This is a genomic window from Robinsoniella sp. (assembly GCF_034124845.1).
This window is the reverse complement of the sequence record NZ_JAWYAJ010000242.1, coordinates 1-14,109: the sequence shown is the minus strand read 5'-3', so window position 1 is coordinate 14,109 and position 14,109 is coordinate 1. Positions and strand designations below refer to the sequence as shown.

Annotated in this window: 10 protein-coding genes; 2 read left to right on the top strand and 8 right to left on the bottom strand. The window is 40.8% G+C overall.

Features of this window, described 5'->3' with window-relative positions:
- The 4 genes from ACH2DQ_RS11970 to ACH2DQ_RS11955 all read right to left on the bottom strand — a co-directional run.
- On the bottom strand, positions 1-2,475 hold a 2,475-nt coding region (locus ACH2DQ_RS11970), incomplete at its 3' end, for a hypothetical protein (protein ID WP_395026867.1).
- Positions 2,476-2,528: 53 nt separating this feature from the next.
- The gene (locus tag ACH2DQ_RS11965; protein ID WP_395026865.1) at positions 2,529-3,974 is read right to left on the bottom strand and encodes an L-fucose/L-arabinose isomerase family protein; all 1,446 of its coding nucleotides are present in this window, start codon (positions 3,972-3,974) and stop codon (positions 2,529-2,531) included.
- Positions 3,975-4,856, bottom strand: a complete 882-nt coding sequence (locus ACH2DQ_RS11960) for a TIM barrel protein (RefSeq protein ID WP_394911685.1) — start codon at positions 4,854-4,856, stop codon at positions 3,975-3,977.
- A 12-nt stretch (positions 4,857-4,868) separates the two neighbouring features.
- Positions 4,869-5,969 carry a Gfo/Idh/MocA family oxidoreductase gene (locus ACH2DQ_RS11955; protein ID WP_394911686.1) on the bottom strand — a complete coding sequence of 367 codons (1,101 nt, stop codon included), beginning with the start codon at positions 5,967-5,969 and terminating at the stop codon, positions 4,869-4,871.
- 205 nt (positions 5,970-6,174) lie between these two features.
- Here ACH2DQ_RS11955 and ACH2DQ_RS11950 point away from each other — a divergent pair, with 205 nt between their 5' ends.
- Positions 6,175-7,785, top strand: a complete 1,611-nt coding sequence (locus ACH2DQ_RS11950) for a response regulator (RefSeq protein ID WP_394911687.1) — start codon at positions 6,175-6,177, stop codon at positions 7,783-7,785.
- Positions 7,785-9,626 (top strand): sensor histidine kinase, encoded by a 1,842-nt coding sequence (locus ACH2DQ_RS11945; protein ID WP_394911688.1) that lies wholly within the window; start codon positions 7,785-7,787, stop codon positions 9,624-9,626. The genes ACH2DQ_RS11950 and ACH2DQ_RS11945 overlap by 1 nt, the downstream gene beginning before the upstream one ends.
- 99 nt (positions 9,627-9,725) lie before the next feature.
- Here ACH2DQ_RS11945 and ACH2DQ_RS11940 read toward each other — a convergent pair whose 3' ends face one another.
- The 4 genes from ACH2DQ_RS11940 to ACH2DQ_RS11925 form a co-directional block, all read right to left on the bottom strand.
- Positions 9,726-11,504 carry a hypothetical protein gene (locus ACH2DQ_RS11940; RefSeq protein ID WP_394911689.1) on the bottom strand — a complete coding sequence of 593 codons (1,779 nt, stop codon included), beginning with the start codon at positions 11,502-11,504 and terminating at the stop codon, positions 9,726-9,728.
- A gap of 79 nt (positions 11,505-11,583) precedes the next feature.
- Positions 11,584-12,453, bottom strand: a complete 870-nt coding sequence (locus ACH2DQ_RS11935; RefSeq protein WP_394911690.1) for a carbohydrate ABC transporter permease — start codon at positions 12,451-12,453, stop codon at positions 11,584-11,586.
- 11 nt (positions 12,454-12,464) lie between these two features.
- Positions 12,465-13,382: an ABC transporter permease subunit gene (locus tag ACH2DQ_RS11930; protein ID WP_394911691.1), complete on the bottom strand. Its 918-nt coding sequence runs from the start codon at positions 13,380-13,382 to the stop codon at positions 12,465-12,467.
- 240 nt (positions 13,383-13,622) lie between these two features.
- Positions 13,623-14,109: IMP cyclohydrolase (locus ACH2DQ_RS11925; protein ID WP_395026862.1), on the bottom strand; the 487-nt coding region annotated here is incomplete at its 5' end.

The window sequence follows — 14,109 nt, the reverse complement described above, 5'->3', positions numbered from 1 at the left end:
TACTATGAATTTTAAATTTAATATTCCATAAATTCTCGGATCTTCTTTTAGCGTCCATGGCTGTGCGCCTGCTTCTTCCTTTGGCGGGAGTCCAAAACGTTTCCTGCAGATATTATCCAGTTTTAATATATCTGTCTCTTCCTCCCAATCTTCCTCATCCATTCTATAAAATGCCCGTTCCAGCAAGAAGACATTGGGCTCCTCAAGCCGGAAGTATTCTGGTTCTTCCATACGTTTTCGCATTTTAGCAGGTACTTTCCCCACATCTGCATTTACTGGTTGTTCATTTTCCTTCTCTTCCAGGTCTGCCGGTTGTAACCGAAGCAGCAGACTGTCATGTACAGACAATTGATATCGGACAATCGTACGATTATGATTATATTCTGCATCCATCGGATATTGGCTGCCATCCATTGCATTGTACACAATCACTTTATACTTTCCTCGTATAACAATCTGAAGCTGCTCCATATATGCATAATCCCTGCTATCCACACTGCTCCAGAAAGTTTCTCTGATTCTTTCGTAGCCATGTGCCAGAAACAGCCACTTCCCCTGCTGATCTTCCCGCATCTGATAGAGAAGGTGATCCGACCTGCCCCCATCATCCATAAAAACATCGATTTCTCTGTCCTGATCCAGTTCTTTTAAAAGGCCGGACTTTTCCATATTCAGAATTTTTGCATTAGGAATTAACAGCTCCCCGGCTTTAACTCCGTCCATACATTGGGGAACATCTCCCATAATCAGAACCTTTCCGCCATTCTTTGCAAATTCCAGAAGTTTATCCACCGTATTTCGTCTAAGCGTGAGGCAGCCGGGTATTATTACTGTCTCATACTGCATATTTCCCATAGAAAATCTGCCTTTAACAGCACATTTTTCTTTTTCCTCCTCTAACAACGCTTCACTGATAAAATCAAAATCCAGAAGCCCAAAAGAAAGCCAGTGAATGATATTCTGATAGGTATTTTCCAGTGCCTGGCGCTTTTCATAAGTCTGTTCATAAGGACCAAATTGCATCCAATATGACTCCACAGGATGAATAACTCCTATTTTTACCTTTGGTATTCCGCTTGTCAGAACCGTATTCAGCCTGGCAAAATAATCTTCAATCAGATGATATTCCTGATACCACGGTGACTGATAATTAATAGAAGCCGGATAATCCCTCTTAGCCTCTCCTCTCATAGACAGCCACGCCAAATGATGCACCCTTACTGCAATCCCAAGTGCAGCCTGCCAGTCTCCGGACATTTTATGTCCTTTAAAATCAAAATCCCAGTTTGTAACACCATAAAGCTCGCTCATTACACCAAATCTGCCAAACTGCCTTGCTATACTCTGTGCCTGTTTTGCAGTCCCGTAATCCCTCTGATCACAAAGTACATCATGCCCCGGCAGATGAAAATGTTTCAGGGAACGCATAACTTCTCCTACTGCAATTGTTTGAGAACAAAGTGTTTCCTCGCCCTTCATATGTCCGGTCAGGGCAATGCCGTGGTTTTCACACCAATTACCGATGTTCTTTGCATATGCTTGCGTGAAACGGTCTGTTAAATGGTTTATATACTGGTATCGAAGTGTTGCTGCCTTTCCTTTTTGCTCCCATATCAGCTCCGGCAGACGGTTTATCAAAGAATTTTCGTACGCCTGTAGAAATGTCTCCTCCAGATCATCGGTAAAGGGAAGCGCAATTCCCCGTTTCTCATTGGCAAATCCCAGATGTTCCATCTGCATAAACTGCGGTTCATCCGTAAATATTGCCGGAATACTTGTGCCGAAGTCTTTACCCAGGACTTCATAGTAACGTTCGTGAGTGACCTGTATAAACCGGTCAATCGCCCTTTTATCCAGGGTATTCACATAAGTCTGATTATTCCACCAGGAACTTTTTTCCGCTATCATTAAATATGCATACCAGATATCCCCTGACGGCGGTGTGTCCTCTTTTAGCATTCCATCCAACTCTGCTTTTTGATAGCTTTTCAGGTAACCGTCTTCCAGTTCAACCCGGTAGCAGCCCAGCAGATACCCCTGTGGTTCCTCTCCTGCATCGACCCGTTTTTCAAAGTCCTGTCTGTTCCTGCAGCAATTCTCCTTTTGATTTTCAGGAGTAAAATACAGATATCTCTCCCGGTACCTGATATCCTGCGTTACGTATCCACCTCCAAATCCGGAGGCATACCGGTCCTCATCATAAAGCCAGCACAGCATATCACGTTTCTTTGCCGCTTCATTGCAAGTCTTTACCAAATCCATAAACTGGTCGCTCAGATATTTGGTGTTCATTCCTGTTCTGCAGTGAATATGAAAACCTCCCATCCCCATTTCCTGCATATATGGAATCTGTTTTTCCAGATCTTCCTTTTTAATATTGCAATTCCAGGCCCAAAATGGTGCTCCTCTGAATCTGGAAGGCGGATTGATAAAATCCTGTTCATTCATTTGTTCCTGTCTGTTTTTTAGATACATATTACCTCCTGATTCGTAACAGTTCAGACCTGCCTAAGCTGTTACCCTGATTCCTACTTGTGCCGCCCGCACTTACTGGATGATGTCAATACCTGTACTTCCATATTCATCAGCTTTGCGGTCAGTATTAACTCCTCTGTCCACTCTCCATATACACCATGAATATGATTACACGGGAATTTTTCAAGAAAGGTATCCGCATCTGCCTTTAATCTGGTAAATGCCGCCGGCCACGCCGGTGTTGTCATACTTCCCAGCCGCAAAGCTTCTTCTCTTTCAAACTCCACAAGTTCTGCCGGAACAATGGTCATGTAATACTTTCCCTGTCGTCTGGCCAATCTTGCAAGCGTTACTTTACCGGCCTTGGCAAAATGATGTACGCTGGCTCCTCCGGCAGGATAATAGTGCGTCTCCGGATAAAATGTCACATGCTTTAGATTTTCCTTTGGATCTAGGGATCCGCCTGCAAAGTAAGTCGCATGCGTTCCCGAGTTGGAAAAATACCAGATATCCTTCTCTTTATCATAGTGCCGCACATCTGCAAACAAAACGGGCAAACCGGTAAGAAGCTTAAAAATCTGCATGGTCAGTGCCCCATCCATATCGGATTCTGTGGCTGCTATAATAGGTTCATGCGGTCCGTCCCAGTCGTAAGGATCATTCAAAAATGCTTCCGCCAGATCCATGGTAATATAGCGGTCCGTTAAGTCTCCATGGGCTTTTATTCCTATAAAATCCAGTTTTCTCCGTTCAATAATCCGCCGCAGTCCATAATAAGAACGGATCTGCAGTTTTAATTTTTCAGGAGTCAGCCCCTCTCCGTCATATGCAATTTCACCAACATTTTCAGTAAGCCACGCAAATGCATGCTCCACTTTATCTCCAGATACTGCTTCACCCTCCCGGATAATATCGTCCTGCTCTATATTTTCTACATCGATGCCAAATTCTCTCTGCCACTGTTCCAGATTTGCGACTGCCGTATACATCCCCAAGGGCCTACCGCCAAAATTGCCAAATGTGAGTCCTTTCAACCTTTTAACGGCTGATGCTGATCTTAAAAAAGCTGTCATTTTCTTCTTAATTTCCCCATCCATTATGGATCCCCAGAGTTTTTCATATGGGATTCCTAACTGTTCCAAGGTTCCGGCCGCTGCCATCATTCCTACCATTCCACATTCGGAAGGATGCAGGTTGCAAAACAACAGATAAGGTCCGGGCGCAAAATTTAATGCAACTGCCGTAAACTGCGGATAGCACCAGATCGCATAATTAAATATGGTTGCCTCTACTCCTGCCTGCTGAAGTTTTAATGCCTCTTCCTTCGCTTCTTCATTCGTATGAATTGCCAGACTTCCTCCCACAATTTCAAACGTTCCATCTGATTCAAGTTCCCTTTTTATCTCTTCCTGGTATGTCATTAGTAACCCTGCATATTCTCTGTGAAGATATTCTCTTCCATCCGAAATTGTTAAAATACCGACTTTTATTTTCTTCATTTATTGCACCCCTTCCGCCAGCTTCTTTTTCATAAAAACGAATGCCTCTTTCGCCATTGCATCCATTTCTTCTTCTGATGCCCCCTGGCTTAAATCCCTGTAAATTTTAATATCACGTCCTACCTGTCCTCCCGGCTTTACAAAAGGCTCCATTACAATTTTTCCCTGATATCCACTGTCTCTTAACCCCCGGATAATCTCATTCCAATCCATGTGTCCTCTGCCCGGAACTTTCCGATTGCATTCACCAATATGAAAATGCCCCAGCACATCCTTTGCCTCCATTATTCCGTCATACAAGGAATCCTCTTCTATGTTCATATGAAAGGTATCCAGTAACAGCTTAATACAGGGATTTTCTGTCTCTTTTACAAATTCTGTTCCCTCTTTAGCAGTATTTAACAGATGCTGTTCAAATCGGTTTACAACTTCCAGGCAATAGTCTATTCCATATGCCTGTGCCGTATTTCCAAGTTCCTTAACAGATGTAAGGCTTCTCTCTCTGGCCCTCATCTTATAATCATAACTTACCGTTTTGCCAGGCCAGCAGGAGTAAATGATTCCCCCCAGCATATTTCCGCCCATGCTATGTATGGCTTCCAGGATCTTCCCTGTATAGGCAATCCCCTCTTTTCGTATCCTGCTGTCTTCGCTGGCTAAATCATATTGACTTGAAAGTCCAATGCAATAAGTCAGATCAATCTGATTCTCTTTTGCTGCCAGAGCAATCCCAGCTCGTTCCTCCTTCGTCATATCCAGCAGCGCTCCCGCTTCAATCTCAAGAACATCAAAGCCCAGCCCTTTCACTTTCCGTATATATTTAATATAATCTGCTTTCCACTCCCGCTCCCAGAACGCAAAATAAATACCAAGTTTATTCATTCTAAATCCTTTCTATCCGATCTGATCCAATCGGACGATTTCTTTTTTTACAATGGATATATTTCCTGCATTCACCACTCTGACTGCCATTTTCCCGTCATGTCCGGTGACCGCCGGCTCCCGGTCTTCCAAGATACAATTTACAAAAGCTTTATCCTCTTCCAAATAGGCATCCTGGAATAAGAAACTCCAGCTGTTGGTAAAACCGTCGTATTTTTTCATATCGCTTTTACAAACGGTAATTCCATGCTCTTTGGTTCTGCCCAGGAATATGCAGCCACAGGTACCCAGTATCTCCACCCTGGCATCGTATCCATACCGCACGCCCTGTGCCCCATCAATCATCCCCTGCATACCATTTTCAAAACTGCATGCCAGAACCACATTATCATAAAAATCAGGAAACGCTGTCCTGGCATCCGAACTGCGGAAGTTTGATCCAATTGCATACAGTGATTCGAATTCGCTGCCGGTAAACCAGCGTAAGGTGTCAATATCATGACTGTTTACTTCCGCCAAAGGCCCGTTGCTCTTGGAGATATCATACATCCAGGGCTTTGGTATACTGGGTCCCCGTGTGTTGGAACGTACCATTACCACATCGCCAATTTCTCCGGAATCCACAACTTTTTTTGCCTCTGCAAATGCAGAATCAAACCTGCGCATAAATGCCATCTGCAGCTTAATATTATATTTCCGGGCTGCCTCCTCCATCATTTCACACTCTTTGGAATTCATTGCCATTGGCTTTTCACAGAGTATATGCTTACCGGCGCGGGCTGCCTCCACAGCAATTTCGCAGTGGTATTTTGTAGGCGTGACAATTACTACCGCATCTATTTCATCATTTTTCAGCAGTTCACGGTAATCTCCGCAGGAACCGTCAAGATCCAGTTCCAATGCCGCAGCCTTTCTGTTATTCTCATCCGGATCTGCTACTGCTATCATCCGGGCACCTGGAACCGATGCCCGAAAATTCCTTGCATGTATCATTCCGGCACGTCCGGCACCGATTAGTCCTATTCCAATTTTACCGTTTTTCATTTTTATACCCATTGCATATTGCAGGCTTGCCTGCAATACTGCCACTAAAACAGGTTGAAAGAAATACATTGTGGCTACCTTTCTTTTTTATAATTTTCTTTCAACTTTTCTGCTTAACCAAAAATTCTATCTCTTAAACTTTTTTATCCGTATATTCCTCCAAATCCTCATTTCTCTTACTATGTTCAAATATTTTTTCTTTCTCTTGACATTTTTACACATTTTTTCTATTCTATGTTTATAGTTTCAAGACAAAAGAAAGGACTGTACTCTCATGTATAAAGTAATGATCGTAGAAGACGAAATGCTTGTCAGGACTGGCATTCGGGCTTCCATCAAGTGGGAAAACCACAATATGTATGTAGTGAATGAAGCCGCCAATGGTAAAATAGGCTGGGAACTCTATCAGGAATGCCTGCCGGATGTAATTCTTACGGATATTAAAATGCCTTTCATGGATGGCATTGAGTTAATTCAGAAAATCCGCGAAACCGGAAATCCTGTTCAGCTCATTATTCTAACCTGCCTGGAAGATTTTTCTCTGGCACAGCAGGCTATCCGACTTGGCGTCAGCGGTTATATCTTAAAACTCACCATGACTCCCGAAGATATGGAAAGTGTTTTGTCCGAGATCCAGAAAACATTGGACAACCAGAACAGGCATTCTTCAAAAACTACCTCACCCGTAAATTTAAATGATTACATAGCCAAAAACCTGTTAGGCTACCTGGTCTACGATATCTGTCCTTTATCCGTGTGCCTGACCCATCTGAAAGAGCAGGGAATTTGTCTTTATAGCCGTGATGTCGTCATGGCTGCAATGGAAATCGAACAGTATGAAGATCTGCAAAGTCTGTATCAGGATGAACAGGGACAGCTGATTCATTTTTCCCTGTTGAATATTATAAATGAAATACTTAACCGTAATCACGTAGGTGTGGTAGTTCATGAAGTTTCCAACCGTTATCTTTTATTATTTGGCTTTACGGAATCCACCGGACAATTGTCAAGGATCACAGATATTCTGAATGAAATTTCTGAAATTCTGAAAAATTATTTTAACGTTACTGCCCGCTATTACTTAAGCCATATGGAACAGTCCCTGGAATCCTTAAAAGATATGTACCGTCAATGCCAAAGTACAATGGTGTATGCCTTTTTTATGGAAAACACACCGGTTATTTCCTTTGATTCCATTTATACCTCGAAACTGTTTTATAACGTATTGCAAAAAACTAAGGAATCTTTGAAAATATATAAGGATGATTCTTTTATGGAAGACTTCATCTTCTCACCCCTGACCAAGTATGTTAACAGCCATACATTAAATGAAACATCCGTAAAAAGCTTGTTCTGTGATGCCTGGATTGCACTGGTTCATAATTACCAGCTATCAGTCAGAGACCACTCCAGACTGGTTATGAAATTTATCAACGAATGTAACCTGTGTAAAACCTATTATGCCGTTCTGGCACTTTTTATAAAAAATATTACTGCCCTGAAAAACGACATTTCACAAAAGACAAAATATAGTCGTGAAATTGTACAGGCATTGCAGTATCTACAGTCAAATTATCAGAAGCAGACTACATTAAATGAGATTGCGGATGTGGTGGGATTAAGTCCTAACTATTTCAGTACTATATTCAAAAAGGAGCTTTCTCTTTCTTTTTCGGAATATCTGAGCCGCTACCGGATTGAAAAATCCATCGAACTTCTGATTACGACTAATTTAAAGACCTATGAGATCGCCTGGCAATCCGGTTACAGTGATGAAGGCTATTTCGGAAAAACATTTAAAAAATATACCGGTAAGACACCTAATGAATATCGTAAAACCTACGCTTACCGAATAGCACCTGACTCTTCTGAAGGAGATATTTAATGCTAAAAACCTTAAAAGACAAAGTACTGAGCCTAAAATTAAAAACCAAACTGATCCTCTCGTTTATGATTACCAGCATATCTGTACTGCTGCTTTTAACCGTTGTCTTCTATCGCTATACTTCCCGCACCCTGCTCTCTCAGTCTGAGCAGTCAACCCTGCGTGCCCTGAAACAACTGGAATACAACATTAATTTATTGCTGGATAATACAAATAATTTAAGCCGTCAAATTCTCGTATCCGCTTATTTTTCACAGGAAATGAAGCTGGATTCTCTTTCTACCTCCGATGACGTAAAAGAGATAAACGGAATTTATGATTATTTCTCAGAGATCATGAGCAATAATGAGTTTATACACTCTATTTTTTATTATGGCAGTGATGGGATCATTATTGGTTCCAGTGATCCTAAGAACATCTTTCTTACCGATACCGGAAAGGATAATTTTTTCTATCATTCCCAGTTTAAAGAAGAAATTCTAGCCAGTGATTCTGCTGTAGTATGCGGTATCTATGGTTATAAAGATTTTTTCCCTGCTCCTGTGTATAAGCAAAATGACATTCACTACATTTCCCTTGGAAGACAGATTCGAACTGTCGGGAATACAACTGGTTATGTCATTATGAACATCCGTGAATCCTATATCCGTTCACTTTATTATGATGATAATTTGAATTTGGACGGCGAAAGTTTTCTCCTGGATAAACAGAACGTCTTAATCTCCGCTGAAGATAAAACAGCCATAGGACAGAAAGTAGTGGTAACGCCCACCCAGACTGACTATACGGTAAAGCTTGCCATGGATGGTGTAGACAGCGAAACCTTGAATAACAATAACCAGATTATCTGCTACCCTTATAATCTCTACGGACTGTCGATTATATATGAAATACCATATACGATTTTGTTTCGGGATATATATGCCCTGAAAAAAATGATTATTGCGGTATTGATTGTTGCTATTGCACTTGCCCTTATCATCAGCCTATTCTGGATTTATGAGATCACAAAACCTCTAACTGTCCTCATGTCTGCCATGCATAATATGGGAAAAGGCAACATTGGTTTCCGTGTGAAAGAATACGAACACTCGGACCTTGGGATTTTGTTTCAGCAGTTTAATTCCATGTCCTCAAATATCAAGGGGCTGATGGAAGAAAACCAATCCATTCAGGAGGAACGTCACAGGCTTGCCCTGCAAAATCTTCAGAACCAGATAAACCCTCATTTTCTTTATAATACACTTAACACCATCAAATGGATGGCAATTGTAAGTAAGGCCGAAAATGTTTCCAGCTGTATCACAGCCCTGGGGAATATCCTAAAACCCATCTATCATAATACAGATATTAACTGGACCCTTAAGGATGAGTTAGAATATTTAAAAAACTATATCTGCATCATGAATTACCGTATGGGAAATACCATTGAATTTAAGCAGGACACCGATTCTGACATTATGAACTGCAAAATTCCCAAATTTATACTCCAGCCAATAGTCGAAAATTCGATCAATCATTCAGACCCATGTCAGGATGGAAAAAACGCAATCTCTCTCACTGGCAGTATGAAGGAAGACCTTATCACGATACAGATTTCGGATAGTGGAACCGGTATTCCAGGTGATATCCTTTTACAGCTTCAGACTCATTTAAATGCTGACGTATCAGGTATGGAACCAGTGAATAAATCCTCCGGCGTCCAGGGAATCGGTATTGGTATCCTTAACACCAATAAAAGAATTAAGCTGCAATTTGGACAGGAATACGGCCTTAGCATAACCTCAAAAGAGGGGATTGGAACGACTGTTACACTGCTGATTGCCTACCAGGAGTTATAAAAAGGTATAAGAAAAAGAGGACTGCCCATAAAGCCAATATAATGGACTTTTACTGCAGCCCTCTTTCCATTTTGGGCTTAAATTCTGTTCGAAACTCCTCTAGTATTTAAAATTCTTAGCCGTATCCTGGGCTTCCTTCCAAAGTTTCATCATTTCTTCCGACACCTTGTTATAACCCTTCGCATCTGCCGCTTTGATAACTTCTGCTTTTTTAGCATCAAAGTCCGCTTCACTAGCCATAATTACTTCTGAAACTGCAACTTTAATGTACTCATCCACCTGTGCAGCTGCGGTTTTAATTTCATCGGAAGGCTCAGCAACAAGGCTGGGAGTTAAGTCTACCTCTGTCATGATCTTTAGCTCCCCTTTTTCTATTTTATCTGCTGTTACCTGCCCTGCAAAAACTGCATTCTGAACGCCACTGTCTTCTATAAACTCTTTATCAATAGGATTTGACAGCTTTGCCAGTTCTTCATCGGATTTTGTCAGGTCTGCCGGATATCCGTCAGATAAAATCTGATTTGAGCTGATGCCGGATAATTTAGAATAATTAAATCCCTGAAGCTGTTTGTAATTCTGATCAGCTGCAAGCCCATCATGAAATTCCTGAGTCATCTGTGGTACACCATCTACCGTCTGCCAATGAACACCTTCAACACCACTGTTTAACAATCTTGCACCCTCTTCGCTAAACAGATAATCCAGCATTTGTACTACCTTTTCAGGGTTCTTACAATTTTTAGTGATTGCCATTGGATAATCATTCGCCCATCCAAATGGCTGGTCAGCTGCGTAAGCACCATATCGGTAAGTCATTCCGGTTGGTATAATTTCAAATCCCATTTCCGGTTTTCCATCTGCTACATATGCCTGATTGGCAGTGTCATACAGCCAGTTCGCATAGGTTACAAACGTCTGACCGCTTTTCAGCTTATCCACATAGTTATCATATTTCTGTGTAAACATTTCCGGATCTAAAATCCCCATATTGTATGCCTTATTATAAAATTTGAGGCAGTCCCAGAAAGCATCGCTGTAGTAGGCACTTAAAGGCTCTTTATTTACTACGTCATACATCATGCCATAAAGCCAGTTCGTCGTACCGTTCATAACCTGATACGGTATGGTATACATCCATAATCCCCAATCACTCCATCCTGATATGGCATAAGTTTTAGCACCCGTATCCGTCTGAGGATGTGCATCCTGCATTTGTTTTAATGTATCTAAATACTCATCGGTTGTCTCGATTTTGGGACTTCCAAGTTCTTTATAAAGATCATATCTGGTATAAAAAGCTACGCTGGAACCAGAACGATCCACAACTTTTTTATCTGGATCACTCTGAAAAATCTGTACCGGTAAATAGTAAAGCTTTCCGTCCGGGCTTAAAAATTCTTTCGAATATTTAATTGCACTTGCAAATTTTTCTTTTATATTTGGAGCATACTTATCTATCAGCTCGTCCAAAGCAATCAATTGTCCGCTTTTTTGCAGGGAGTTTACATCTACCCCCTGATCCCCATAATTAGAATTAACAATATCCGGAAGATCTCCTCCTGCCATCAGCACTTTGAATTTCTGAGCATCTCCATTTACCGCATTGATCCGAACTCCGGTTTTTTTAGCAATTTCATCTGCAATTGCAGTATTTTGCACCCCCGGAGACATAACATCTTTGTTCCACATGGTAATCTCTACTTCGCCCTCTGCCCCATCTCCGGAAGTTTGATTCGTTTCTCCGCCTGCTGCTGTTTCTTCTTTTGCGGTTTCTGCTTTCTGCGTTTCCTCTCCGGTGCTTTTGCAGCCTGCCAGTGATGACACTACAAAAGCTGTACTTAACAGCAATGCCAAAATCTTTTTTGTTCTTTTCTTCATAAGAAAACCCTCCATTTTTAATATGTATTGTATTAAAGTTCTTCCATTATACAATGTCTGTGCGGCTTCATGCCGCACCTCATCCCTTTACCGCCCCCAGCATAATCCCTTTTACAAAATGCTTTTGCAGGAATGGATAAACACAGATAATGGGAACTGTTACAATTACCGTTATACACATTTTAATTGACATAGGCGTAACTTTCATTGCTGATCCGCTTAATACACTCTGTGCTGTGGCATTTGCAACGTTCTGAGCCTGATTAATATAATTGTACAAAATCATCTGCAGGGTCTGCAGACTTTCCTCATTTACCAGAAAATAATTGTCTGTCCAATTATTCCACTGCCCCACAGCCGCATAAATTGCTATGGTAGCAATGATTGGTTTTGACAACGGCAGGATAATGGAACGAAATACCCGAAAATATCCTGCTCCGTCTATTCTCGCAGATTCCTCAAGAGATATGGGCAATGATTCCATATATGTTTTAATTAAAATCAGATAATAAGCTGAAACAGCTCCAGGTAATATATAAAGTAGAAAATTATCCTTTAATCCATAAGATTTCATGGTTATATACCAGGGAATAAGGCCAGCATTAATATACATGGTAATTACCACAAACCGGTAAATAATCTTTCTTGCGAACATTTCCTGCTTTGTCATAAGATAAGCAAAAAATGAGGTACACAACACCGTTATCCCCGTCCCCAGAACCGTTCGCAATACCGAAACAGCAAATGCCCCCTGGATATTATTTAATGCAAAAATTGTTTTGTAAGTCTGGAGTGAAAATCCCTGCGGCAATAAAAGTGCCTTATATGCCACATCCGGATCACTGATGGAATAGATAATGACATAGTAAAAAGGATAAAGGCAGACTACAACAAGCAGAATAAAAAATATTTGATTTATAATACTAAAAAAACTGATTTTCTGTTTCATGTCCACCCTCCTTATACAATTGATTCCCCTCTTAACTTTTTAGACAACGTGTTAGCCGTAAACAGCAGTGACACGCTTAAAACTGTTTTTATCATACCCAAAACCGTGGAATAAGAATAATCATTAATTAAAATTCCCACTTTATAAATGTAATAGTCAAGTACCTCAATACGATTGGCAACCAGCGTATTATAAAATACAAAATACTGGTCAAATCCATTGCTCAAAATATTACTGATGCTCAGCAGCAGCAAGACAAAATAAGTCGGATACAATCCGGGCACTGTTATATTACGAATGAGTTGAAAACGGTTTGCTCCATCTACTCTCGCCGCCTCATAAAGTTCAGCATCAATTCCGGCAATCGCTGCAATATAAATAATGCCATTCCAGCCAATGGATTTCCAGATCCCAAGCAGCCACTGGAACATCCATACTGCATTGTTTTCCCCCAGAATATTACTAAATGTTTTCGATGAGCCCATCATTTTTAATATATTGGATATCAGTCCTTCATTTGAAAATATTGCAAAACTCAGGGAAAATACAATTATCCAACTGATAAAGTACGGAAGTGTGGTGGTTGTTTGTACAAACTTACGAAAAAACGGCCTGCGAATCTCGTTTAGTAAAATAGCAAATATCATTGGTATGGGTGATGCCAGGATTCCCAAGGAACTCATCACAAACGTATTTCTGAGAACTCTGGATAAATCCCCCCAGTCCGTTGCCAGTTTGGCAAAGTTTTTCAACCCTACAAATTCCATTTGGCTTAAATCAAGTCCTGGCTTATAATCGAAAAATCCGTATATCCAGCCGAATATGGGAACATATGCAAATGCAAATATTAACATTACAAATGGCAGTGCCATAAAAAACAGGCGGTAACTTCCTTTCTTTCTTGTAACTTTCATTTTATTCAATTCCATGCCCCTTTCCTTCATACACTTCCGGATTGTGTACTGGTTGATTCATAAGCTAATTATAGGGATTTGGGGTTACTGTCTCAATGGAAAATAATATGATTTATAGGAACATTATGGGGGAATTATATGAACAGCCATTTTATCTGGGAAATTTTTATGATTTATGGGAAATTACTCTGAAACAAAAAACGGCTCCCCACCCCTGGGAAACCGCTTCTTACAATATCAATTTATATATTTATCTTATTTATTTTTATTCACAATCCGAGTCTCATAAGTACCATCCGCAATATCAATAAAACGTACAAACAGAGAAACCTTATTATCCTCATTCAAGCTTGTCCATAATGCATTGGTAAATGCATCAATCTCGTCGGGAATTGCCACTAATTTGGGCTCTCCTTCGAAGCTTGGAAGGGGATCGCCATCACACTGATAGGTGTGGATAAAGTGTCCTTCCCCTGCTACACAGTTTTCATATGCAAAGGTATAACGGTTACAGGATTCGGGATTTCCATTGTCACTTTTCAAAATTGACATTGCATAGTTATATTTTCCGTTCTCTAAATGCATGATACCGGAAATACGAGGTGTATAATTAGGTGCATCCGGCTCAAACTCTCTGCTGCGAAGAGACTGCTCAAATGTCATCTGTCTGTCCATTCCCTCATAGATGGTATCCGTCTGATCCCCATTGGTCACGATGGTTTTATTGCCCAGTACACGAACC

Coding starts and splice junctions, on each gene's coding strand:
- ACH2DQ_RS11965 (WP_395026865.1), bottom strand. CDS start 3,974: ATGAAGAAAATAAAAGTCGGTATTTTAACAATTTCGGATGGAAGAGAA.
- ACH2DQ_RS11950 (WP_394911687.1), top strand. CDS start 6,175: ATGTATAAAGTAATGATCGTAGAAGACGAAATGCTTGTCAGGACTGGC.
- ACH2DQ_RS11960 (WP_394911685.1), bottom strand. CDS start 4,856: ATGAATAAACTTGGTATTTATTTTGCGTTCTGGGAGCGGGAGTGGAAA.
- ACH2DQ_RS11955 (WP_394911686.1), bottom strand. CDS start 5,969: ATGTATTTCTTTCAACCTGTTTTAGTGGCAGTATTGCAGGCAAGCCTG.
- ACH2DQ_RS11940 (WP_394911689.1), bottom strand. CDS start 11,504: ATGAAGAAAAGAACAAAAAAGATTTTGGCATTGCTGTTAAGTACAGCT.
- ACH2DQ_RS11935 (WP_394911690.1), bottom strand. CDS start 12,453: ATGAAACAGAAAATCAGTTTTTTTAGTATTATAAATCAAATATTTTTT.
- ACH2DQ_RS11945 (WP_394911688.1), top strand. CDS start 7,785: ATGCTAAAAACCTTAAAAGACAAAGTACTGAGCCTAAAATTAAAAACC.
- ACH2DQ_RS11930 (WP_394911691.1), bottom strand. CDS start 13,382: ATGGAATTGAATAAAATGAAAGTTACAAGAAAGAAAGGAAGTTACCGC.